General features: G+C 55.1%; 20 protein-coding genes and 3 pseudogenes. 12 read left to right on the top strand and 11 right to left on the bottom strand.

Translation table 11 applies throughout. The features are described from left to right. The first annotated feature begins 47 nt into the window (after positions 1-47). The 5 genes and pseudogenes from ACM3N8_RS14905 (at position 48) to ACM3N8_RS14885 (ending at position 5961) form a co-directional block, all read left to right on the top strand. On the top strand, positions 48-602 hold the full coding sequence (locus ACM3N8_RS14905) for a fimbrial protein (RefSeq protein WP_416016264.1): 555 nt from the start codon (positions 48-50) through the stop codon (positions 600-602). A 97-nt stretch (positions 603-699) separates the two neighbouring features. Continuing rightward, on the top strand, positions 700-1230 hold the full coding sequence (locus tag ACM3N8_RS14900) for a fimbrial protein (protein ID WP_416016263.1): 531 nt from the start codon (positions 700-702) through the stop codon (positions 1228-1230). Positions 1231-1256: 26 nt separating this feature from the next. Beyond that, positions 1257-2216 carry a reverse transcriptase domain-containing protein gene (locus ACM3N8_RS14895; RefSeq protein WP_416016262.1) on the top strand — a complete coding sequence of 320 codons (960 nt, stop codon included), beginning with the start codon at positions 1257-1259 and terminating at the stop codon, positions 2214-2216. Between the two features lie 1956 nt (positions 2217-4172). Next, positions 4173-4334 (top strand): annotated as a pseudogene (locus tag ACM3N8_RS14890) (linear amide C-N hydrolase); the annotation flags it as partial. Between the two features lie 557 nt (positions 4335-4891). Then, a pseudogene (locus tag ACM3N8_RS14885) lies at positions 4892-5961 on the top strand (IS3 family transposase). A gap of 90 nt (positions 5962-6051) precedes the next feature. On the opposite strand, the gene ACM3N8_RS14880 reads toward ACM3N8_RS14885, so the two are convergent. Next, on the bottom strand, positions 6052-7074 hold the full coding sequence (locus tag ACM3N8_RS14880; protein WP_416016261.1) for an OmpA family protein: 1023 nt from the start codon (positions 7072-7074) through the stop codon (positions 6052-6054). Positions 7075-7134: 60 nt separating this feature from the next. Beyond that, positions 7135-7851, bottom strand: a complete 717-nt coding sequence (locus ACM3N8_RS14875) for an EAL domain-containing protein (protein WP_416016260.1) — start codon at positions 7849-7851, stop codon at positions 7135-7137. A 732-nt stretch (positions 7852-8583) separates the two neighbouring features. Between ACM3N8_RS14875 and ACM3N8_RS14870 the strand changes: the two genes are divergently transcribed. After that, the gene (locus ACM3N8_RS14870; protein WP_416016259.1) at positions 8584-10038 is read left to right on the top strand and encodes a winged helix-turn-helix domain-containing protein; all 1455 of its coding nucleotides are present in this window, start codon (positions 8584-8586) and stop codon (positions 10036-10038) included. A 245-nt stretch (positions 10039-10283) separates the two neighbouring features. On the opposite strand, the pseudogene ACM3N8_RS14865 reads toward ACM3N8_RS14870, so the two are convergent. Both ACM3N8_RS14865 and ACM3N8_RS14860 read right to left on the bottom strand, forming a co-directional pair. Continuing rightward, positions 10284-10725: pseudogene (locus ACM3N8_RS14865) on the bottom strand (transposase); the annotation flags it as partial. 46 nt (positions 10726-10771) lie between these two features. Then, positions 10772-11884, bottom strand: a complete 1113-nt coding sequence (locus tag ACM3N8_RS14860; protein ID WP_416016258.1) for a site-specific integrase — start codon at positions 11882-11884, stop codon at positions 10772-10774. A gap of 88 nt (positions 11885-11972) precedes the next feature. Here ACM3N8_RS14860 and dusA point away from each other — a divergent pair, with 88 nt between their 5' ends. Both dusA and ACM3N8_RS14850 read left to right on the top strand, forming a co-directional pair. Beyond that, positions 11973-13025 (top strand): tRNA dihydrouridine(20/20a) synthase DusA, encoded by a 1053-nt coding sequence (gene dusA, locus ACM3N8_RS14855; RefSeq protein ID WP_416016257.1) that lies wholly within the window; start codon positions 11973-11975, stop codon positions 13023-13025. A gap of 2 nt (positions 13026-13027) precedes the next feature. Next, positions 13028-13177 carry a hypothetical protein gene (locus tag ACM3N8_RS14850; RefSeq protein ID WP_290018589.1) on the top strand — a complete coding sequence of 50 codons (150 nt, stop codon included), beginning with the start codon at positions 13028-13030 and terminating at the stop codon, positions 13175-13177. 82 nt (positions 13178-13259) lie between these two features. Here the strand turns inward: ACM3N8_RS14850 and ACM3N8_RS14845 are convergent, their stop codons facing one another. Next, positions 13260-13685 carry a hypothetical protein gene (locus ACM3N8_RS14845; RefSeq protein ID WP_005320448.1) on the bottom strand — a complete coding sequence of 142 codons (426 nt, stop codon included), beginning with the start codon at positions 13683-13685 and terminating at the stop codon, positions 13260-13262. Between the two features lie 101 nt (positions 13686-13786). Beyond that, positions 13787-14059: a nucleoid-associated protein HU-alpha gene (gene hupA, locus ACM3N8_RS14840; RefSeq protein ID WP_005305063.1), complete on the bottom strand. Its 273-nt coding sequence runs from the start codon at positions 14057-14059 to the stop codon at positions 13787-13789. A gap of 341 nt (positions 14060-14400) precedes the next feature. On the opposite strand from hupA, the gene rsd reads away from it, so the two are divergent. After that, the gene (rsd, locus tag ACM3N8_RS14835; RefSeq protein WP_098982284.1) at positions 14401-14883 is read left to right on the top strand and encodes a sigma D regulator; all 483 of its coding nucleotides are present in this window, start codon (positions 14401-14403) and stop codon (positions 14881-14883) included. 101 nt (positions 14884-14984) lie between these two features. Continuing rightward, the gene (locus ACM3N8_RS14830) at positions 14985-15365 is read left to right on the top strand and encodes a PilZ domain-containing protein (protein WP_043142420.1); all 381 of its coding nucleotides are present in this window, start codon (positions 14985-14987) and stop codon (positions 15363-15365) included. A gap of 111 nt (positions 15366-15476) precedes the next feature. Here the strand turns inward: ACM3N8_RS14830 and radA are convergent, their stop codons facing one another. Next, entirely contained in the window at positions 15477-16841 is a 1365-nt protein-coding gene (radA, locus tag ACM3N8_RS14825; protein WP_043142423.1) for a DNA repair protein RadA, read from the bottom strand. Positions 16842-16941: 100 nt separating this feature from the next. Here radA and ACM3N8_RS14820 point away from each other — a divergent pair, with 100 nt between their 5' ends. After that, on the top strand, positions 16942-19320 hold the full coding sequence (locus tag ACM3N8_RS14820; protein ID WP_416016256.1) for a PilZ domain-containing protein: 2379 nt from the start codon (positions 16942-16944) through the stop codon (positions 19318-19320). A 150-nt stretch (positions 19321-19470) separates the two neighbouring features. On the opposite strand, the gene ACM3N8_RS14815 is transcribed toward ACM3N8_RS14820, so the two are convergent. Together ACM3N8_RS14815 and serB are read right to left on the bottom strand one after the other, a co-directional pair. Next, on the bottom strand, positions 19471-20376 hold the full coding sequence (locus ACM3N8_RS14815; protein ID WP_043554503.1) for an alpha/beta fold hydrolase: 906 nt from the start codon (positions 20374-20376) through the stop codon (positions 19471-19473). A 37-nt stretch (positions 20377-20413) separates the two neighbouring features. Further along, positions 20414-21430 carry a phosphoserine phosphatase SerB gene (gene serB / locus ACM3N8_RS14810; protein ID WP_416016255.1) on the bottom strand — a complete coding sequence of 339 codons (1017 nt, stop codon included), beginning with the start codon at positions 21428-21430 and terminating at the stop codon, positions 20414-20416. A 120-nt stretch (positions 21431-21550) separates the two neighbouring features. On the opposite strand from serB, the gene ACM3N8_RS14805 reads away from it, so the two are divergent. Beyond that, a complete protein-coding gene (locus ACM3N8_RS14805; protein WP_290065875.1) occupies positions 21551-22168 on the top strand; it encodes an AhpA/YtjB family protein in 618 nt (205 codons plus the stop codon). Between the two features lie 93 nt (positions 22169-22261). Here the strand turns inward: ACM3N8_RS14805 and deoD are convergent, their stop codons facing one another. Both deoD and ACM3N8_RS14795 read right to left on the bottom strand, forming a co-directional pair. Then, positions 22262-22975, bottom strand: a complete 714-nt coding sequence (gene deoD / locus ACM3N8_RS14800) for a purine-nucleoside phosphorylase (RefSeq protein ID WP_043139789.1) — start codon at positions 22973-22975, stop codon at positions 22262-22264. A gap of 154 nt (positions 22976-23129) precedes the next feature. Continuing rightward, the gene (locus ACM3N8_RS14795) at positions 23130-24338 is read right to left on the bottom strand and encodes a phosphopentomutase (protein ID WP_241326615.1); all 1209 of its coding nucleotides are present in this window, start codon (positions 24336-24338) and stop codon (positions 23130-23132) included. Between the last annotated feature and the right edge of the window lie 8 nt (positions 24339-24346).

Below are 24346 nucleotides of genomic sequence, written 5' to 3'. Positions count from 1 at the left end.
TCTTCAGGGATGGCAGTTAAGAGCAAGCTCTCCCCAGGAGTAACAAGATGAAAAAACAGTATGATCCGGGCATCAAACGCTCACCCTTGTGGCATCGTCCTCTGTTGTTGGCCATGTTGCTTGCCGGTCATGGGGCCAACGCTGCAGATACAGTGACGCTCAACATCAGTGGCACCTTACGCAAACCTACTTGTCAAATTGTGCCAGAGGACCAGAGCATTGATATCAATTTTCAAAGCATTATCTTGAAGGATCTGGCCCAAGGCACCCCCACACCAGCCAAGCAGTTTATGGTGCGCCTGCAAAACTGTGATCTTCAGGCAAACGAGGCCAAAGTCACCATCAATGGCACAGGGGCCGCAGGCAACAGCAAGCAGTTGGCGCTGGATCCCGCCAGCACGGCAGGCGGCATCGCGATTGGTTTCAAGCAAGGGAAGGCGATGACCGCAGATTTGCCACTCAATGCCCAGTCAAATGGGCAAGCATTGAATGCGGGGAACAGCAGCCTCTACTTTGGTACCTATGTTCAGATGTTGCCGGGAGCCACCCTTAAAGAAGGGGAGTTTCGCGCGACGGCGACCCTGAATATTGAATACCTCTAATCCCCAGAGAGAACCGGCGATCTCGGTCGTTGATAATATCCAGTGCATCGACATATAAGGTCGGTGAGCGAGAGGAATAACCACCATGAAGGGTGTGATGAAACAAACAGGGGCAAGGTTCGGTCCATTACCATCTCGCACTCTGCTGACGGGGCTGTTATTGGCCTTGCCTGCCCTGTTCCCGGCCGCGGCTGACCCCTTGAACTTTACCGTCACCGCCACTGTGGTGGAGCCGACCTGCTCTGTGGTACCAGAGAGTGTCAACCAGACTATTGTCATGCCGGATATCGACGGGTCCGAACTTGACAGGGTGGGGCAGACCAGCCCCACCCTGTTCAGCATCAAGCTGGAGAAGTGCAGTGGCGTTACCCGCGCCAAGCTCATGTTCAGCAGCAATACCGCCGATGGACTGGGGAAATTCTATCCCAATGGGGAACGACGCGGCTTTTTGCTGACATTTACCGCTAAAGGCGGCGAGCGTATCGAGCTGGATAATGAAGTGGTCATGCCGTTGCAACAGGGCAACAATACCCTGCAATTCGGCGTGCAGGCGACCCGTGATGACAGTCAGGCACTGGTGCCCGGCGATTTTACCGCCCAGGCCACGGCCACCATCGCCTATTTGTAACCACAGCAAGCACGTGAAGGCCAGGTATGCACACCAATCAGGGCTTGCCACGCATAACGGCAGAAGAGGCCTGGCAACAAGCCTGGCACTGGCTGTGCCAGCGCCGCCGCCACCATCCGGCTAATGCCGATATCTGGCATCTGCGCTTTCACTGGCCACGGCTCGGCCCGTTGTTGTGGCAGCAGTTGCAGGCCGGGACTTACCGACTGCAGCCGATGCAGCGGCTCGGCCAGTACGCGGTTTGGTCGGCACCAGATGCCCTGGTGCTCAAGTGGGTTGCATTGATGGCGGGGCCGCAATTGCCCTGGCACCCACGCTGCGAACATGGCGCCGGTATGGGTGTGGCCGCCTCCCGCCGCCGGCTGGCTGACGCGATTGGCGAGGGGGAGCTTCAGTTTGTCATGCGCACCGACATTCGCGGGTACTACCAGCATATCGGGCGTACCGATGTCGAGCGCGAGGTGATAGCTCACTTAAACTGCCCGCTGCTGCGGGATCTGATAGGCCAGTATCTGAGCTATAGCGTGGAGGCGGGCGGCGAGTTTTATACGCCGGTTCGCGGCATTCCTCGTGGCTGTGCCCTGAGCCCGCTGATTGGCGCCAGCCTGCTCTATCGGCTCGATGTCGCTCTGGGTGAAGGGCGGTGCGACTATTACGCCCGCTATATGGATGATTTTATGATTCTTGCGAGGCAGCGCTGGCCGCTGCGTCGCGCCATCGCTCATTTGCGCGCCATCCTAGCGGCAATGGGCTTCGAGCTCCACCCGGATAAGACACGCATCGGCCGCCTGGCTCGCGGCGTCGACTGGCTGGGTGGCTGGTTTAACCAACAGGGGCGGGTGGGGATTGCGCCCCGCGCCCTGCAACAATACCGAACCCGATCGCTGCGGCTTTATGAGCAGACATGGCGTGACACCCAAAATATAGCGGCGTGTGATAGCCGTGTGCGGTTATATCGGGAGAGGTGGGGAAGGTGTTTTAGATGAATAACTGCAGACCTGGGATCGAACCCGCAATTGCTGGTACTGACGGGGGGGGCCAGCGTCACCGGCTAGCCTCATGGTCGCCGAACAGCCTTGGGGGGCGATGGCGACTGGCGGTTCCGAATACTGCCGGGGTCGCAAAGGGCATCAGAACCGCTGTGGCTCTCGCGGCGATCGCTGCGACGCCACCCGCGCTGTCTTCCATAGCTGTAGACCATGACGCGATGTATCTGCTGGTAGGGGTGTCGCCAGACCCCTCTAATTCAGAGTTCCGCCTACTGACATACCGCGCTTCGAGACTGACCGACGAACAGAAGGCCTGGCTTGAGTCGACTTCGCAACCCCTCTTCGTGTGGCAAAAGTACGCTACCAAACCTGGGGGCGCGGCCCAACTAGTGTATTATACGGACCCCTTCTGGGACGGGGGTAATGTTACGGGGTGGAATGAGGGCGTCTCCGGGTTGCCACGCCCTGACGTTGGGGCGATGCTGACCAAACGGTCTGAATACGAATATGAGGAGCCTGGGCGTTACGGAGTGGAGTCTTGCGTTGGGACGGCGGCCGGCGACATGTCGGGGGTGCAGTCCCTGAGGGTGATGCCGGGGACGACGTGTTTCGCGACTCCGCCTGGCACGGTGACCTGCAGCCTGCGTGTCACGGACGTTATTGACCTTGGGTCCCTGGCTCCCGGGGAGACAGGGGGGGGAAATGGCATGATCACGGCTTCGTGCTCACTTGGTCAGGCCGTGTCCCTGAGTCTCGGTCCCGTCTATCTGACCAACGATGACTCCAGCCTACACGGGCTGCTAGGGGACCAATACTGTGGGAACCTGCAGCCGACCGCGTCCATTGAGGTTCCTGCGGGCTCCTCGTCCTCTATCTGTCTCCACGTGGAAGGTTCCTTTGGCACGCCCGGGGCGAAGCGTATTCCTGGGGTGGTGATAGCATCCTATAAGTGAGCCGCGGCCGACCGAGGGGGGCCATGGCCCTCGACGTGGACGGTCCTGGGATCACGGGCCCCTAATAGGGGCCGACCCCAGCCGACCCCGACACGCCGAAGAAACGTACACCACTCTTGCGGGGCCGCGAGGCTGGCTGGCTCCCGACAATAACATCCCGGTGGTTCTGGTAAAGCCGCCAGTGGTCAGCGCCCTCGCTGGCGGTGCTTTCCCCGGCTGTCTTTCAAACAGGATGACTCGGCTCGCGCCAACCGCGACGGACCAATATGCCGCTCCATACGTGGCGACGGCTAAGGTCCCGGGGTCTGTAAGAAGCCGTCATATTCCCTGGGACCTAACGAATAAACGTAGCCGTTATGCCCCACGCCACCAACCCCTCGCGCGGACCACGCACATCGGGACGCAGCCCTCCACGAAATACCCTGGGATCGGGTCAGCTTGCCCATTACAACATGTCGGCGGACGACTCCGGCGACTCCCCCACCCTGCAGGACGATGGAGCTGGCCGTCGACCTGCCCTGTGTGGGCGTCTTCCTTCCCCTGCTGGTACGAGCTTCTCATTCCGAGCCGGTCCGCGTACTGGCCTAACATTCGGAGGCGAAACATGCCATTTTGTCGACCACAATACCTGACCCTCTCGCCAAAGAGCTCCAGGTATGAGGGTCGGAACGTCCAGGGCCTTAGCTCAGTATGGGATGCCCTTCCCGAGCCCTCAGGGACCCAACGGTATGTTGGACAAGACGCAGAAGATATTGTCTGCGAACTTGGTAGCTGGGCGTTGTCACAGCTCAAGACTGTCTGCGAGACCAAAGTGGCACCGCGTGGGACCAGATCGCGGAACTCCGCGTTAATGCCGCTGGGGCTGATGACATTCACCGTTTCACTACGCGCTACATAACGTCAATGGTGATTCCATCGTCATTGAGTTTGCCAATGGACCTGCAGCATATCTACGATAGTCCACCGGGTGTCATGACCACCGGGGCTTGAATTTCCCTGGCATTTAACTAATCTCGACAACTGCAACTCCGATTACACGGCTGATAACCCCAAGCCTAGGCTTGGTGGTGTTGAGTTCACACAGCCTGACTCTGGAATAGCAACCACAGGACTGCCAGCGTCAAGTACTTCGGTGGGCCGCTTCGTGCGAGCTGTTTACTAATCCCAGTTTGCGGAGAAGGCCAAAACACCCGATGAAGCGGTCACAACCCTGGCGCACATTATGAACAATTTTGATCGCCACGAGGTATCACAATGGACAGTCGCTCTGCGGACCCGGCTCAGGACAAGATTGTCCCGGGTGTGGCTGCCATGCCATGTATGCGTCTGAATATACAACCTGGACTACCTTGTCTGACCTCAAACGACTGAGGTTGAACGTTCGCCTTTATAACAGCTTGAACTATGTGACCTTCGATCTGGGCGCTCTGCGGAACAATTCGAGCACGGCGGTGGTACCGCTGAGCCAGTTCGCTGACGGGTCATGGAATGGTACCCAAGCGCTCATGCCCGCTCGTTGTGTAAGCAACCTATGAGCCCTTCTCTGCCATCTATGGTGCCTATGCCTATGCCTATGTTCACACGCTGTCGGCATCGTCCTAGCGGTGGTAATCATAGCCGGCGCAGTGGGATCGGGATGGTATTACCCGGTAATTTCCCCGAAAAACTGGGGTGCTCATAAGTAGAATTTTCTCGTACCTTGAACGCTGGAGGTTCTATATGAAAACATCACGCTTTAGCGATACCCAAATCGTCGCCACCCTCAAACAAACAGAGGCAGGCTTACCCGTCCCAGAACTCTGCCGCGAGCATGGCATCAGCACGACCACCTTCTACAAGTGGCGCTCCAAATTTGGCTGGATGGATGCTTCCCTCATGGCCCGCCTCAAGGAATTGGAGGACGAAAACCGCCGTCTCAAGAAGATGTATGCCGAGGCGTGCCTCAAGGTAGAAAGCATCTCTGAGACCACGGCAAAAAAGTGTTGACATCATCTACTCGCCGGGAGATTCGACCAAGGCCGTGGCCCATTACGCCATATCTATCCGCCTGGCTTGTCAGGTATTCAAGGTCAGCGAGGGCTGCTATCGATATCAGCCCGAGCAGACCGATGACAATCAGAAGATTGCCGACTGGTTACTGCGCCTCACCGCCAGTCAGCGTAACTGGAAATTTGGGCTTTGCTTTCTTCACTTGCGCAACGTCAAAGGCTTTCGCTGGAACCACAAACGAGGGATTCGGTTCTCTGTCGGGTGCTTTAGCTAAATCTGCAGTTAAAGCTCAGGAAGCGGCTGGTGCAGGCCAAACCGGAGCAATTGGCAGTGCCCGACCCGCCCTATCTCTGCTGGTCGGTGGGTTTCACGCTTGACCAGCTCAGCGATGGTCGCTCGGTACGGTTATTTAATGTGTTCGATGACTTCAACCGCGAAGCGCTTTGTATCGAGGTGGATTTTTCCTTGCCTGCCTCACGGGCCAAACGGGCACTGGAGCAAACGATCGCATGGCGAGGCAAACCCGTAGTGACAATGGCCCGGAATAGATCAGTGAAGAGCTGGACTGAGAAGCAGGAGATCCGACTGGGGCGCATTCAACTGAGCAATCCACAGCAGAATGCATACCTCGAGCGGTTTAACCGCACGGTGCGCTATGACTGGCTGGTCTATTACCTGTTTGAGTCACTCAATGATGTACAGGTGTTTGCCACGAACTGGCTGTGGGTTTATAACCATGAGCGGCCGAACTGGCGCTGGGTGGTTACACGCCAGAACAGCGCTTGGCACAGGTTGCATAACCTCTACTTTTGAGCGCCCCTAAAAATGGGGGAATACCATAGAATTGACCTGCTTTATAAAATTTATGGAGGTGGATCCTTTCCACTTGATTATCTAGTCACAGTTTTTACTGCAACCAATCTTACTTCCACGCGGCGGTCTGGTGCCAGACAGTTAATCTGCTCTTGCTTGCTGCTACTACCTTTACAGCGAGTAGCTGTAATAGAGTTTGCACTACCTCGTCCCTCAATTGTGACTTTGCTGGCAGGCACTCCTTTATAGATCAAGTAGTAAGCGATGGATTGTGCCCGTTGTTCTGACAGTTTCTGGTTTACATTTGCAGCTCCGATCCGGTCTGTATAGCCAACAATCAATGCATGGCCATCTTTCGGGTTTTCAGAAAGCAGCTTTTGATAAAGCTCATCCAGGGCAACTTTACCTTCGGTTTGGAGCGTTGCTTTTCCAAATGCAAACAGGACATCTGAAACTAATTCAAAAGTCATGTCTTGGGTGACTGGTTCCCCAGCAGCAGGATTGTCGATTACAGGAGGAGGAGTTACCGGTGTAGTAGCTCCCTGGAAAGGATGGTAAACAACTTCAATAGTCATTGTATTCTGGTTAGGCTTTAGTCTGATTTCTGAGCTAGGATTATTCAAGTCAGCAACGTTCTGGATATAACGCCAACGGCTTTGAATATCCAATGAGTCATTGATAGGATAAGTAAGACCAGCACCAAAAAGAGATGATACTTTGGTATCTTTAGTTTTTAAGCCATCCGTGTGTGCCCAATAGCCACCAACTTCACCAAAGAGTGACAGATCGCCGTATACAGGGACTCGACCGATAACAGAAAGTGTGCCTCCTTGATTTTCAAAACTGTTTCCATCAGTCTTACCGCGGCCAGAGTAATTATATCCCAACTCCGCCCCCAAAAACTCATTAATGTTGTAACCAACAAATGCAGATGCTGTCGCTGCATCTTCAGTACCATCCTTAACTCCATCCACTTTATTTAGGCCATGAAAGTGGGTAAAGCCAGCACCTGCACCAATATATAAATCGTTGCTGGCATTCGCTTGACTAGCTGTCGCCAAAATGATAGAGGTTACAATTACATTCATATTGGAATTCATAATTTACCTCATATTTTTATTGTACTAAATGTTGTGGCTGCTTAAGCAACCGCTATCGAACTACATGTGAATGTCCTCCCAATAAAATCCTTGACCAAAATTTGCACCACTTGACTTGCTGACATTGAATTGATGAAATGTTTCAATTCCTTCTATAATCGTTCCCCCGGCAAAAACTGAGCAAAGATCAATTACTCTGTTAAATTCTTCAATCCCTTTTGAAGATAAGGTCCACAATATTGACTTATCCAGCTTTATTCCATCCCAATCAATTTTAGTAAGAAGGTGCTGCGCATGTTGGCTAAAAAGGCCATCGAAATCATCTAGCCATATCTGATATTCATGTCTCTTAAGTAGCTTCAATTTTTTTTCTAAAGATTGAATTTCTTCAAAGTTAAAATTGGCTGCTTGTATATCTCGATAGTCAATTTCAAAGGCAAGTTTCTTTTCACTATACATTACAAGCCATTCGACTAGTTCATTACTAAGGCACGCTAATCTTATATTAATGAAAATTCGACCCTTTACTAAGCTTCTATTTAATTGCAGTATTTGTTGCTTGAGCAGATAAAGGAGTCGCTCGTCAGAAATATTACGAAAGAACTGCTCCATATCATTATTAGGCTGACCTTGAATACGAGATAATATTTCATAGTCAGAGATTGCATCATCCTTAAAGCTAAAAATTGGCTGCAGCCTAAATGACAACGTAATACCATCGCCAAGATAGACCGAGTTTTTGTAAGAATGATGGTGGGTGTTATAGACCTCAGACATAGTAAATACCTTACATAAAGAATTATGGTTATGCGTATTCTTCAGGCTATTAGAGAACTTTGCCCCTGCAGATCCCTATCGAGTCTCATTATTCGCATAACCACGTGGTGATTACCATTATTCACAAAGGACATAATCACCAATGCAAGATGAAAAACGTTAATTAATTTACCTTGTTGCTTGTGCAAAAATAAAGAAATATAAAATTTATCACTTTTTATTTTAATATATTTTTTCATTTCTTTTTGGGGGTTTTAGATTTGGGGTAAGATCGAGGTATACCGTATAAGTACACATAGCTTCATTCAATCTCCCTTATAGTCTTTTAACTGCACTGACCACTGTGGTTAACCTTTGGCTTTATGAAGCTCTCAGTTTGATAATTAATTTTAATAATCATTTAAGTTCTGCAGAATGTTAAATGTGATAGTGAAGGATAGGGGAAGCCAGAGCCCCCTATGTAACAATTCAAGATTATACGAGTTGCATTAAAATACATATTTCTCGAGAGCTTAACTGATATATAGCTGATGTGGTGGTTATGTATAAGCTTATTATCTGCTTATAGTTTCCATTATATATTGTTACATATATTGCATTGACATGCTGAACCTTAATGACTTAGGTGTAATCTATTTCGCTGTAGTAAATTGGGTTTGATTGAGGCCACACACTGAGGCAAAGTTAGCACAAGACGTTGATTTTTAAGTCTTTACGACTAATGAGTTTAGCGTGTTTGATTATAGAGGGTTAATGCCACAATCAAATAATGTTATAATCAAAATATCTTGGCAGATATGCTGCCAGTTATGTTTGCGGAGGAGTGTTTTAGTGGCTTGCTATATGATTAATGGGAAGGTTCGTTTTGATACATCTCTGTATAGTATCATTAGAGATGATGGGGTTGAAATAAGACTAAGTAAAATGGAAGTTGAAGTCTTCTCTATTCTTTGCGAACATGCCAAACAAACTGTTACAAGGCAGTTTCTTTTTGAGCATGCATGGCCAAATGACACTGGTAGCGATGGTCATTTGAATCGCGTTGTACTTTTATTGCGTAGAAAATTTGACTCTCTCGGATTATTTGACGTAATAAAAACAGTACCTAAAGTTGGTTACATAGTTGGTGATGCTGATAGCTGTACTAATGTATTTAATGAGGTTATAGAGTTAACCAATGGATCTAATGATGTTCTTGTTGAAGATGTTAAAGCTACAGATAGTTATAAATCAGATGTAACTATTGATTCAGAAAGTGAATCTAATTTCTTAGTAAATCGAGGCAATAGGCCCCCAAGAGAAATAGAAAAAAACAATAGCTTTATAAACTTACGAAATATTATATTGGTAGGGGGAGGAATCATTTTATTGTCTCTCGCGTTATATTTTAAGATGAGCAGTTTTGGGGCCGGAGGCTCTTCATTGGTCGGAGAGATAGAAAATGAGCCAACGAGATTTCGAGTTTATAAATTTTACTCAAATGATTTCATTTCATTGTATTCGACAATGAAGTTAAATTCTGATGTTCAAGATAAAATAGGGAGGTGGGTTAGTACCAACTTGCATAACGGGGGCGGTCACTACTATATAAACATCTCCAAGAAAGCTATTTCTGTACTTCATATGAGTAATGAGAATCGTTCTTTAGATAGGAGAATTTATCTGAGGGGGCGCCGAGGTCTTGTTGAAGAGTTGGGGTGCATTCTGAATATTAGCAACAACGAAGTTAATGTTGATAATATTGCATCCGTGCGTGTGGGGGAAAATTCAACCACAAGACAATTCATATCATCGGTTAGCCCATCATGTCCTATTGATCATAAGCGGACAGTCGAGATTAATACATCAACAACAGTTTCAAATGAAACTCACGAGGGTACTAATAAGGATCGAAATCGTTTTTTTTATATGTCCATGATTGGCTCTTCATATGATAGTGAGCAATTGTTTTCAGTCTCAACTTCTGGGTATGTTGAGTACTATGTGGATGGTGGCGTCACATATGAAAAGTGGAATGTAAAGGCAAAAAATGTTAATGCTTTGAGTCAAAAGCTCAACGGTGAGCCTGCAATCATTAAATTCATTGATGACATTGCCAACCGAGAAACACCATTCATCACAAGACGCATAACAGATGGTATCTATATATCTGATATTTTTGGCGGAGTGATAATGTCAAGCACATAATATCGTTGTGCATAGTAATTTCTCATTGATTTTAGTTATAAATATATAGCGTGACATTGAAATGTTTCTTGCGTATTTTCATTATCGTTTTTTGTTGCTATATATTATCAATATCTAGTGCACTCCTATGACTGTTAGTAACGACCATCTGGCTGTTACGGGTTAAGCCAACACCATTATTATGGTGTTGGCTTTTTTATTTTTTATTAAGTCGTTTCGATGTTTTTTTGGTGGAGTTGGTGACCATCAATGACGGTGGCATCGAACAGCGTGCCTTGCTTCATCATAATACCAGTATCAGAGAGACACAGGTTTACAGAGTCGAAGAGTTGACGTGCCAGCTGGTGCAGCTCCAACAAATGACGGAAGTCCATGATGACGGTGCGGTCAGGGATGGCCTGGTCCGGGGAAAGCTTGGCAAACAGACTCATAGAGGCAATCTCGTAGAGTGCGTCTTCCATGGTACCGCCGCTGAGGTTATACCACTTCTGAATGCACTGAATGCACTGAATGCGAAGCATGCTGTAGAGGGGATAGGGACGACGCACGTTGCCCCCTTTAGGGTAGACAGATTCAATGACACCGAGCATTCTGGCCCATGGGGGACAAAGTGCCCACGCGGGTCAAGAATATCTCTTTTCATGTTTTGCGGCGTTTACCATTGAACTCACTATCAGCGAAGGTGAGCTACTAACTCATGCTGCACCTCATAAATCACCCAAGACAGATCCATTCAGCTCACACTCGGTGCTTCTCCACACCTTCCCTTGGCCTGTTGTAGCCGTTCAAACTTGGCGTGTACCCGGTTGGGGTAGAGGTCGGTGTAGATCTGCCAGAGGATGTTGATGTTTCTATGGCCGGTGACCTGGGCGACCTCGTCGATGACAAAGCCAGCTTCAAACAGACGGCAGGCTCCTTCGCGGCGTAGGTCGTGCCAGCGTAAGTCTTCAATACCAAGCTCTGTTCTGACTCGCTGAAAACCGGCGGTGACGCTCTTGCCGTTGTAGGGGAAGATGCGATCGTCGGTTCTGGGTTGACGCTTGAGGATCTCCCAAGCCTCACCCAGAAGAGGAACCAGCATATGGTTCCCTATCTTTTTTCTAGGGTCTTTGCGGTCTTCAACCAGTACGGCCCGGTTCTTCTCATCCACGCCAGACCACTTGATCTTGCACACTTCGCTTATCCGCATGCAACTCAGGATGGCGAAGTTGAGAAGGTCTGTGTAGGGGATCTTGGCCATGCCGTGACTCTGCCGTTTTTCCAGTCCTTGGATGATCCGTTCAAGTTCATTGCTTACCGGACGGCGTGTGCGCTTCTGGGCTTTTCCCACCAGTTTCAGGTTGTTGAGAGTCTTACGGGCTTCTTGAATGAGCTTGCTGTCGACAGGGATATTGAAGACTGGGTTGGCGGCAGCAAAGACTGAACCAAGGTAGCTGATGTCGTGGGCAATAGTGGCAGGAGACGCCCCCGCATCTCTTCTGGCTTGGCAGTGATCGACCAGGTCCTTGATGCTGAGCTCGTCGGCATTGAGCTTGGCAATATCGCAATCGGCAACCAGGTCGAGGCAATAAGCTTTGGTTCTGCCTATGGTAGGGCTGATAGCTGGATGGGCACGGTAGAGCGAAATGAGTTCACGGATGGTGGGGACGGGTTGTACCTGTCCCGGCAAACCATCGCGCTCGATCATTGCAACTATCTGCATTCCCCAGCTCTTGGCGTCGGACTGTCTGCCAAAGGTTCGGGATTCTCGGTATACTACCTCTTCGCCTTTATGTTCCCTGACGGTACAGCGATAGCGTAACTCGCCTTTGCTGGTCTTACGTTTTTCTATTGTGTAGCCGGCCATATATACCTCGTGGAGTACACCTGCCCCATGAAATGGTGGGGCAGATATGGGGCAGGATCAATCAACAAATGTCTGGAAACACCCGCAAATGACTCAGAAAAAAATCAGTGAAAACCCCGTGAAATCAGGCTCTGAGGCAATATCTGGCAAGCCTGCCCACCACCAGACATTTTCGATTGCCCCCATGCTGGACTGGACCGATCGGCATTGCCGTTATTTCCACCGTCTGATGACCCGCCAGACCTTGCTCTATACCGAGATGGTAACCACGGGCGCCATCATCCATGGCAAAGGGGATTATCTGGGCTACAGCGAGCAGGAGCATCCAATCTCGCTGCAACTGGGCGGCAGCAACCCGGCGGATCTGGCCCACTGCGCCAGACTGGCACAGGCGCGCGGCTATGACGAGATCAACCTCAACGTGGGTTGCCCGTCGGATCGGGTCCAGAATGGCCGCTTCGGTGCCTGCCTGATGGGCGAACCCGCGCTGGTGGCCGACTGCGTCGAGGCGATGCGCGATGTGGTGGACATCCCGGTCACAGTCAAGACCCGGATCGGTATCGATGATCAAGACTCCTACGAATTCTTGCAGGCCTTCATCGAGCAGGTGCGCGACGCCGGTTGCGATACCTTCATCGTCCACGCCCGCAAGGCGTGGCTGAGTGGCCTGAGCCCCAAGGAAAACCGCGAGATACCGCCGCTCGACTATCCGCGGGTCTATCGGGTCAAGCAGGATTATCCCGAACTGACCATAGCCCTCAACGGCGGCGTCACCTCCATCGAGCAGACCCTGGAGCACCTGCAACACCTGGATGGCGTTATGATGGGGCGCGAAGCCTATCAGAATCCCTATCTCCTGGCGCAAGTGGACAATCAGCTGTTCGGCCTGGCGGGCGAGGTTCCCAGCCGTCACGAGGTGGTGCGGATGATGCTGCCCTACATGGAGCAGGAGCTGGCCAAGGGCAACTACCTATCCCACATGACCCGCCACATGCTGGGCCTGTTCCAGAACATGCAGGGTGCCCGCGCCTGGCGTCGCCACCTGAGCGAGAACGCCTGCAAGCCGGGCGCCGGCATTCAGGTCGTGCTGGATGCCATGGCCAAGGTGCCGGAATTCGCCAGCGCCGAGTCGGTGGAGTAATCATGTATCGCTTCACTGGTTCATGGCTGCACAAGGCGCTGGTCCGGCTCTGCGCCGGCCTGCTCGCCATCCTCAGCCTCAAGCTCAGCGCCTTCTACTTTCTCGGGTTGCTGATCGTGCTGGGCCTGCACAGGGAGCAGTTGCTGGGCTGATCCTCATCGCCTTCAGCACCAATGAAAAAGCCGGTAACACCAGGTGTTGCCGGCTTTTCTATGCGTGGCCAGCACGCTGACGCTATTCCCCCTTGTCCACAAACTGCAGTTCGGGTGCAAATGACGTCAGCACATCGGCACAGTAGTCCCAGGTCGAGATGCGATAATGCTGCAGATCCTCGTCCAGATGAAGCCCCTCCGATTCCTGATGGAACCAGCTGGCAAAACGGGACGGGGTGATGAGCTGGATCTGCTCCTCGATGGCATGGCTCTCCTTGCCTTCCGACAGATCGCAATCTTCCATGACCCGCACGGCGAAGATATGACGAAAGTAGACCCGGCACAGGATCTGGGGTGGCAGATCTATGCTGCGCGCCCGACCCAGCATGACGGTCAGGGAGTCACTCCAGATATCCTGATGAAGTTCGGCCACAACCAGGCCTGGGGGGAGTTGGCGGGACGGAGCCCAAGGTACGGCAACCTGCCGAATGGCATTTTTCTGTTCCATCATCCACCTCACTACGGCGCACGCCATATCTTGAGTGTATCTGAAACAAATTCCGCTGACGATGGCAATAAAAAACCCGGCTGGCGCCGGGTTTTACACGATTACTTGACGGCGTCTTTGAGCGCCTTGCCTGCCACAAAGGACGGCACATTCGCGGCTGCAATCTGGATTTCTTTACCAGTTTGCGGGTTACGGCCGGTACGGCCCGCGCGATGGTTCACCTTGAAGGTACCAAAACCCACCAACTGCACAGCATCGCCTTCTTTCAGGCTCTGGGTAATACCATTGATGATCTCTTCCAGAGCAACTTTGGCCTGAGCTTTGCTCAGATCGGCTTTGGCGGCAATTGCATCGACAAGTTGAGCTTTGTTCATAACATTTCCTTTATGATCGGGCATTTAGCACCGGGCCACTCTATTCAAAAAAAAACACTCAGGCAAAGGCTTTATCAGCCAGATTGGCTTGAATGCTGGGGTTTTCATCAAGATCTGCGGAAATAGTCACATATCTCGCCCCTTCGTTATCGCGATGGATTGGAAGAGGAGAGCAAATGATGGGGTCTTGTAGCCAAAACACCATCTGATGTAACAATATCCCCATGCACCTATTGACGGTCAACAGGATTTTCCCTAGTTATAGGGAGTGTCGTCAGTCAATAAGAAAGGCCGGAGGCCTGTAGCGATAGCACTCCATGCCTATGCCCCACGGAGGGATTATGTTAACTGAACTGGAACAAACCAAGCGCGCATTGGCAGGAAAACACCGGGCTATCGATGACTGGCTGGATGCCAGGCAGGCTCTGCTGGTCGAATACATGCGGCTCGCCGGGCTGACGCCCGCCCGCACCAAGCAACGTTCACTCCCCGGCCATGTCGAGCTGCAGCGTTTCTGTGAACAGCTGGTCGATTACGTCAGCGCCGGTCACTTCGAGATCTACAACCATGTGGTCACCGCCTTCGAAAAAGCCAGCGGCGACAAACTCGAGCTCGCCAAGCGCATCTACCCCAATATTCGGGCATGCACCGAATTCGCACTGGAATTCAACGACAAGTACAGCAACGCAGATGAGGCTCAGTTGCTGCTGCTGGATGAAGACCTGAATCAACTCGGCCCCGTGCTGGAGGATCGCTTCAAACAGGAGGATCGGCTGGTCAAGGCGTTGCAAGTGGTAGAGTCACTCAGCACCCAACAGGTTTGATATCCAATTTCGGAGCCAGTTCAAGATCCTGATGCGCAAGGTGCATTACACTCTATGTCATGACCTTTAGCACCAAACCCTATTGCTGACAGGAGATGAGAATGTCCGAGCGTCGCCGTTTTTCACGGATCCTCTACTTGACCATGGCCGACCTCGTCCAGGGCGATAAGAAATGGCGGACCCAGCTGGTGGATATCTCCCTGCAGGGCGCGCTCTTGATCCGGCCCGATGACTGGGAAAGCCACGACAACAAAGAGTATTCACTCAGCTTCGTGCTGAGCGGCAGCGACATCGAGATCAAGATGCAGGTCGAGCTGACCCATGAGGCCAGCAAGAAGCTGGGATTCTACTGCCACCATATCGACATCGACAGCGCGACCCACCTCAAGCGGATGGTAGAGCTCAACGTCGGGGATGAAGAGCTGCTCCACCGTGAACTGGAGCAACTGCTGAACGAGCATCTGGAACACCCCCACCCCTGAGGAGCCCTCCAGAGGCCATAAAAAGGAGCGCCGATGGCGCTCTTTTTTATGGCCGAGATTTATTGCCTAGACCAGCTAAATCCATGTTTTGGAACACAGCTGCGTCAATGACTACAAGGCTTCCAGCGCGTCGGCCAGTTTTTTCACCGGCACCACTTCCATTCCCTCTATGGGGTGCTTGGGCGCATTGGCGTGAGGCACTATGGCGCGGCGGAAACCGTGCTTGGCCGCCTCCTGCAACCGCTCCTGACCGGACGGCACGGGCCGGATTTCGCCGGAGAGGCCCACTTCGCCAAACACCACCAGATCCTTGGGCAGGGCCTGATCTCTGAAGCTGGAAACCATGGCCAGCAACAGGGCCAGATCCGCACTGGTCTCTTCAACCTTGACGCCCCCCACCACGTTGATGAAGACATCCTGATCCGCCATCTGCAGCCCGCCGTGACGATGCAATACCGCCAGCAGCATGGCTAGGCGGTTGTGGTCCATCCCCACGGCCACCCGCCGCGGGTTGGAGAGCTGGGAGTAGTCCACCAGCGCCTGCAGCTCCACCAGCAGCGGCCGGGTACCCTCCCAGATCACCATGACGATGGAACCGGGAGCCTGCTCCTCACCCCGACTGAGGAAGATGGCAGAGGGGTTGCTCACCTCTCGCATGCCTTGCCCCGTCATGGCGAACACGCCGAGTTCGTTGACGGCACCGAAGCGGTTCTTGTGGGAGCGCAGGGTACGAAAACGCGAATCGTTGGCGCCATCCAGCAATACCGAACAGTCGACACAGTGCTCCAGCACCTTGGGACCCGCCAGGGTGCCATCCTTGGTCACATGGCCCACCATGAAGATGGCGACATGATTCTGCTTGGCGTAACGGGTCAACAGGGCTGCGGCCTCCCGCACCTGGGAGACGGAACCGGGAGATGACTGCACATCCGCCACGTGCATCACCTGGATGGAGTCGATGACCATGATCTGCGGCTGCTCCTGCTGCGCTATGATGCAGATCTGCTCGACACTGGTCTCCGACAGCATGCGCAGCTTGTCGGTAGGCAGCCCCAGCCGGCCGGCACGCATCGCCACCTGCTGCAGCGACTCCTCCCCCGTGACATAGAGGGTCTTCATCCGCTCGGCCAGACCACACATGGTCTGCAGCAGCAGGGTAGACTTGCCCGCCCCCGGATTGCCGCCAATCAGAATGGCCGAACCCGGCACAACACCGCCGCCGAGCACCCGATCCAGCTCCTTGAAGCCGGAGGAAAAGCGCGGGATCTCTGTGGTGGCGATCTCCGCCAGCGTCTGGACCTGGCTGCCGATGGCGCCGGCGTAGCCGGTGTAGCGGGCATTTTTGCCCGGCGTCACCGAGCCAAGACGCACCTCGGTGATGGTGTTCCACTCCTTGCATTCGCCGCACTGGCCTTGCCAGCGTGTGAAGTCGGCACCACATTCGGTACAAACATAGGCAGTTTTATTTTTGGCCATGGATAACTCGGGGACAGGATGAATTCCTGCTTGATATACTTGTTTGCGACCGACAGATCAAACCCAGAATCGGAAAAGTGACTTTCCGTGGCAGGAACACATGGATTCAGAACAACAACAGCACCTGATTGAACAGCTCATTCCTCTGCTCAGAGAAAAAGATTTTGATGACATCTTCAATCGCCTGACGCAGGACGAGAACAGCAACAGCCGTTTCCTGATCAAGATGGAGATAAAGCGCAAATGCACCCCCTGCCGGCGGGTCATCGACATGCGCGACGAGCTGGGCGAGGAGTGCCTGGTCCATGAGTTTGAAGGGGTCACCCACTTCATGCCGGCCGAGGCCATAGGCCTGTTCCAGTCCCAGTGCTATCTCTACCGGGATGCCTACACCCTGGGTGTCAACGAGGCGCTGCAATATTGGCAGAAACACCACCAGAGCAAGGGTAACGGTCCCCTGCTGCCCCCTGCCAGTCCGTTTCGCCAATACGATGTTAATCCCATCCCCTTCGCCAGCTACTACGGCCGGCGTCAGGAGCGGATGCACTTCAGCTCTCCCGTGCTCATCAAGTTTGCCGACGGCGACAAGCTGTTTGCCAAAAGCTCGGATCTTTCCCTCGGCGGGATCCGGGTCTCGGTGCCCTATCTGCCCAACTATCAGACCGGAGCCCAGGTCGAAGTCTTCTTCACCGGGCTGGAGCGGGACCACCCCAACCCCATATTGCACCACTCGGTCAGCTATCAAATCCTGGGCGAAGAGAGCAAGGAGGGGAAGTACTGGCTGCGGCTGATCAAAACCGGCGAGCACACCGGCTTTGACCGCTTCCTGAGCGATTTCATCGAGAGCAACAAGAGCCGCTATCGGGTCAGCGTCGACTACCTGCTCTCCGCCGCCATCATCAAGGGGTACGAGCAGTTCTACCTGCCACGCATGACCGGCATGCCGCTGTTTTTCGGCTCGGGAGACAGCCCCAGCCTGGAGATAGCCCTGCGTACCGAGAACAATCAGCACATCCTCGAATACTGGCGCGATGCCAAGAACCGCGACATGCTCGCCAGCCTGTTCTCGGCGGCCCGCATGCAATCCCTGCTGCCGGCCCCGGGCTCCCTGCGGGAGACCCTGATCTACTGCTTCACCCATTCGGTGCGCAGCCACCTCTACTTTTTCTCCGCCACCCGGGAGGAGTTGCAACAGAGCGGCCTTATGTCCCTCTTCTTCCAGGTCGGTGCCCGCCGCCCCAGCTGGCGCGTGTACAAGTTCAGCCTGGAGCGCTGCGATCTGTACGAGGCCGATCTCGCCAGCCAGCAGAGCCAGGACAGCCCCCAGTTGCAGGACATGCTGCTGCAGGAGCGGCTCAGGCAGATAAACTACGTCGGCCTACTGCAAGATATCGGCCTCGACAGCCAACGGGAAGAGTTTCACTACGACGCCAGCGTGCAGCACAACGCCAACGAGCTGCAGCGCTTCGGCCATGATCTCGGGGCCGCGCCCTTCGAGATAGAAACGCTGCATTATGTGCAGCTGCGCAAAGAGGCGCGCTACATCCACAAGACGGCCGTCGCCATCAAGCACAACGGGCGGGCCTGGCTTGGCTGGACCCGCGACATCTCGGCCCACGGCATGCAAATAGAGCTGGAAGAGGCGTTCGAGGGGGAGAAGGATGACATAGTCACCCTGGCCCTGCCCCGCCTGCAGGAGCTCTCCAAGAGCATGGATCTGCAACGCCTCCCCTACCGGCTGGTCAGCATCAACCTGACCCGGACAGTGCTGCATCTGTGTATCGAGGGGGATCCTGAGCGCCACACCGGCCGCCAGTTCTTCAGCCTGCTGATCGAGAGCAACCAGAACAAGCTCAAGGCGGCGCAGGAGCAGCGTCGTTATCGCGGCATGGCCAGGGCGCTGCGCAACATCTACACCCACCATATCTTCAGCACTCCCGTCTACATCAACAAGCTGAAGGGCGCGCCCAAGCCAGCCTCGGTCGGTCATGCCCCGCAGGATCGCAGCCTGTCACGCCTGTTGCGGGCCTGTGCCGAGCAGGGGGATCAGGACAACCTCTATCCCCTGTTCCAGGGGGATCTGCTCAAGCAGCTGATTATGAACCCGCTGCGCGCCATCGAACGGGAAGACAAGCCGCAGGAAGAGGAGGTCTACATCGCCAGTCTGCACACGCCGGCCGGCCTGCCCGTCTTCTCCAGCCGGCTGGCCAGCAGTTTTCAGGACATGGCGGAAAAGCGCAGCTTCATCGAGCTGGCACTGCGTCAGGGGGAGTTCTATTCGATACTGGTCGGCATCTCTCGCACCGGCCGACCCGATACCAACTTCATCGCCAACGAACTGGATTACATCGCCAAGTTCGCCATCCACAAGGCCAAGAAGCTGGAAGAGGAGCTGTGGAGCGTGGTGGGAGTAGGCGAGCTGACTGATACCAGTCAGGCCACCCTGTTCCGGCTCGGCATCACCCCGCCCATCAATTGAGCGGCGCCGCATGCCAGCAAGCCTGCTCAAGCGCGGATATCGGCCTGGCAAACCAGCAAGAAAATAATGGCGGGCCACGGGCCCGCCATTATTTTTATCCCTATATCAGCACATCAGGATAACGGCCAGCGCCCGCCAGCCTTGTCTCCATCACGCCGCCTGCGGGTCGAGCAGCCACGCGAGGATCTGCGGGAAGTGATCCTCCTGTGCCTGTGGCGCCGTCAGCATGTTGATGTGATCGTAATCGAGCCGGTTGCCGTTATCCTTGCCAAGCCGGGTGTGGCGCGTGGCAGACCCCATCTCGGCGCTGAAGCGGCGCACGTCGGTCGGGTGCCCCAATACCTTGTCAGCCTTGGCTGAAATCATCCAGAGCGGCGGCCAGTTGACCCTGGCCGCCGCTTCGTCATAGGCAAAGCCGTCGTACGGATCTTGCCAGGGGCCGCACTTGACCCAGGGAATCGTCTCCTGCAAGTAGCGCAGCGGCTCGTCATCCGCCCCCATCTTCAGGCTGCGGGCCGCCAGAAAACCGCTGCGCCGTGCCAGCCAGGGCGCCAGCCGATTCCAGATGAGATCCACCTTCAACCAGCGCTCCGGGTTCTGCACCGAGACGCCACGCTTGGTACCAAAGAACACCAGGCTGGCGATCTGCCCGGCCAATTCCGGAAAACGCACCAAGGTCGAGGCCATGATGACACCGCCCCAGGAGTGAGCCATCCAGTGCAGCTTGAAGCCGGCATGGCGCGCCGCAATCCAGCGGTGCAAGGCCGGCAGATCCTCGGTGATCAGCTCATGCTGGCCATGCTCGGCTTGCACTGCGATGGCCGGGGTGCTCAGACCCCGGCCGCGCAGGTCGGCCACATAGACTTGATAGCCATGGCGCGCCAGGAAACAGGCAAGTCCCTTGCCCGATTCGGTATAGAAGATGCGGCCATTCTCGATGGCGCCGTGCACCATCAGGATCGGCTCTGCATGCACGGCGACCCGTGGCTGGATGTGGCGCACATGCAGCTGGTGCTCACCACAGGGAATAAACAGGGATTGCTGTAACAGTTCCATTGCTATGCAAGGTCCTCCATGACGTGGGGTGGGTAACTCAGGATCCGTGACGATCCCACCGACGATCGCGACAGGCAAGGGCGCCGAGCAGGCAGATCACCCCTTCCAGATCATGATGGTTGAGGGTGGCGGCCGCCTGGGCCCGCACCAGCGGCTTGGCGTGGATGGCGATGCCAAGAGCGGCCACCGCCATCATCTTGAGATCATTGGCACCATCGCCGATGGCCACTGTCTGGCCAGCGGCGATACCAAAGTCACTCGCCAGCTGTTGCAGCACCTCGGCCTTGACGGCGGCATCGACGATGCGTCCTCTCACCTTGCCGGTCAGCCGCCCCCCCTCGACCGCCAGCTCGTTGGCGAAGATGGCATCCAGCCCCAGCGCCTGCTGCAGTTCGCCGGCGAAACGGGTGAAGCCCCCCGAGGCGATCGCCACCTTCCAGCCCGCCTGCTTGAGGGTATCGACCATCAATTGCAGGCCCGGCATCCAGGGCATCTGGGCCGCCACCTCGTCGAGAATGGTGACAGGTGCCCCCGCCAGCAGGGCGACCCGATTGCGCAGGCTGTCGGAAAACTCCAGCTTGCCCTGCATGGCCGCGGCCGTCACGGCGGCCACCTGCTCGCCCACTCCCGCCAGACGGGCGATCTCGTCGATGCACTCGATCTGGATGGCGGTGGAGTCCATGTCCATCACCAGCAAGCCGGGCTCGCTCAGGGTCGGCAGCGCGGGCAGATGACAGATGTCGATGTCCCACTCCTCGGCCTTGAGCCACTGCACCAGCTCGGGGGAGAACCTGTCCGTTCCCAACAACAGCAAGGGCACCCCGGCCGGGCTGCTCGGCGGATAGAGCTGGGCCTGCATATCCTGCGCGGCCAGCGACTCGGCCAGGCGCGCCAGATGGCGGGCAGCAAGGGGCTTGCCAAACAGTACCAGCCAGGCGCTATCCAGCGGTTTGGCAACGGGCAGCAGCGCCTGCGGCGTCAATTGCCACCAGGGGGCACTGGGCAGGCACTCTGGCCACTCGGACAAGGCAGCGGGTAATTGGGACAACAGCATAGAGATAGAGCCTTCCTTGGTGATCATGGGGTTAACAAAGCTGGCCCAGAGTAGCGTATTGCTTTTTGTACAGGCAAGCGCCAAGATCCCGCCACCGCTCGTCGTCAGGAGGTTCAACGCTTGCGTCATCTTCCCATCAAACGTGTTCTCAGTCTGGGTGCCGGTATCTTGCTCGGCCTCTGGGTGCTCGGTGTGCTCATCCATATGCAGGGCGAGAGCCAGGCCTCTCTGCACAGCGAGGCACGCAACCGTGCCCAGGCGCTGGTCGCCTATGCAGCCCGCGACATGAAGCGCTGGATCAAGGAGGACAAGAACAGCGAGCTGGAACGGCTGGCCCAGGATCTGGCCGCCGAGCCCGAGATCCTCGATGCCACCCTCTATGATGCCCGTGGCATCCCCCTCGCCCAATCGGACGCCGCCGTGCCGCTGGACAGCCTGCTGCCCATCGGCGACAACAACAAATCGCTGCCGGAGCAGGGCAAGGGCCGCATCCAGTTTGTGCAGGAGATCCTGGATGGGGAGCAAACCATTGGCTACCTGCGCATCACACTGGAAGAGCAGCAACTGCTGGCGGACAAGGACACCCGGCTCAAGGTGATACAGGAGAAACAGCGGCTGATGCTGCTGGTGGCGCTGCTGGCCGGCCTGCTCATCTCCTACGGTGTGCGCCGCAACTACATGCGGGTGCGCAAGCACAAGAAGAAGAGCCCACCCTCATCGGGTGCACCGAGCGTCTGATCCCATAGGCTTCAAGGCCCGGCGCTGCGGCCACGAACCATAAAAAAACGGCGACCCTGGGGTCGCCGTTTTGCATGGAGTCTAGGCTGCGGATCAGTCGCCCAGCAGCACTGAATCCAGTGCGATTTCGATCATGTCGTTGAAGGTCAGCTGACGCTCTTCGGAGGTGGTCTGCTCACCGGTACGGATATGGTCGGAGACGGTGCAGATGGTCAGTGCCTTGGCACCGTACTCTGCGGCCACGCCGTAGATACCGGCGGCTTCCATCTCGACACCCAAGATGCCGTACTTTTCCATGACGTCGAACATGGAAGGGTCCGGGGTGTAGAACAGGTCGGCGGAGAAGATGTTGCCGACGCGCACGGCAACGCCCTTGTTCTTGGCGGCTTGCACGGCATTGGCAACCAGGCCGAAGTCGGCGATGGCGGCGAAGTCGTGATCCTTGAAGCGCAGACGGTTGACCTTGGAATCGGTGCAGGCACCCATGCCGATCACCACGTCGCGCAGTTTCACGTCTTCACGCACGGCGCCACAGGAGCCCACGCGGATCAGGGTCTTCACACCGTAGTCAGTGATCAGCTCTTTGGCATAGATGGAGCAGGACGGGATGCCCATGCCGTGACCCATGACGGAGATGCGACGGCCCTTGTAGGTACCGGTGAAGCCGAGCATGCTGCGCACGTCGCACACCTGCTCGACGTTCTCCAGGAAGGTTTCGGCGATGTACTTGGCGCGCAGGGGGTCGCCCGGCATCAGCACTGTATCAGCAAAGGCGCCATCTTTCGCATTGATATGAGGAGTTGCCATTCTCTTGATTCCTTCACACTAGGTTGAGTTTTATTGTCTTTATTGGTTGCCCGCCACCGAGGTGACGGGCGGGTAAATTACAGGAGGCGAGTGCCGCACTGCAACCTGGGCAGGCCCTGCAGAATCGACCGCAGGGCGCCACCCGAAATCGGCCTTACAGGAAGCTGGTACCGTATTGCAGCTTGGGCAGACCGTGGTACGCCGCTATGCTCTGGCCTATGTCGGCAAAGGTCTCGCGACGACCGACGGAACCGGCCTTGACCGGTTTGCCGAAGAAGAGCACAGGGATGTATTCACGGGTGTGATCGGTACCGTTCCAGGTCGGATCGCAGCCGTGGTCGGCGGTCAGCACCACTACGTCGCCATCTTGCAGTATCTCGAACAGCTCCGGCAGACGGGAGTCGAAATACTCCAGTGCATCGGCGTAGCCTTTCACGTCACGACGGTGACCGTAGGAGGAGTCGAAGTCCACGAAGTTGGTGAAGACGATGGTGTTGTCACCGGCTGCTTTCACCTCTTCCAGAGTGCGATCCCACAGCTCGGTCAGACCCGTGCCCTTCACCTGCTTGGTGATGCCCTGGTTGGCATAGATGTCGGCGATCTTGCCGATGGAGACCACCTGGCCACCCGCGTCCTTCATGTAGTCCAGCACGGTCGGCGCCGGCGGCAGCACAGAGTAGTCGTGACGGTTGCCGGTACGCTTGAAGTTGCCCTTGCCGCTGCCCACGAACGGACGCGCGATAACCCGGCCTATGTTGTAGGGCTCCAGCAGCTCGCGCACTATGTGGCACAGCTCATAGAGCTTCTCGAGGCCGTAGGTCTCTTCGTGACAGGCGATCTGGAACACGGAGTCGGCAGAGGTGTAGAGGATCGGCTTGCCGGTACGCATGTGCTCTTCGCCCAGATCATCCAGCACCTGGGTGCCGGAGGCGTGGCAGTTGCCGAGGTAACCAGACAGACCGGCCTTCTCGACGATGGCGTCCAGCAGCTCTTGCGGGAAGCTGTTGTGGTGATCGGTGAAGTAACCCCACTCGAACAGCACGGGCACGCCTGCGATCTCCCAGTGGCCGGACGGGGTGTCCTTGCCGGAGGAGAGCTCCTGGGCGAAACCGTAGGCACCGACCACCTCGATATCCTTCTTCAAGCCTGCCGGGAAGTAACCGGAAGCCAGCTCACCGGCATGGCCCAGACCCAGTTTGTTCAGGTTTGGCAGATTGAGGGCGCCACGGCCTTCAATCTCACCGGCGGCACAGGCCTTGGCGATATGGCCAAGGGTGTTGGCGCCCACATCTCCGAACTTGTCGGCATCGGCGGCGGCGCCAATACCGAAAGAGTCCATCATCAGAATAAAGGTACGTTTCATGGGACTTC

It is taken from the genome of Aeromonas sp. A04 (genome assembly GCF_047780465.1).
Lineage (GTDB): Bacteria > Pseudomonadota > Gammaproteobacteria > Enterobacterales > Aeromonadaceae > Aeromonas > Aeromonas bestiarum.
The sequence above is the reverse complement of the archived record's forward strand: the minus strand, read 5'-3'. Positions and strand labels throughout refer to the sequence as shown.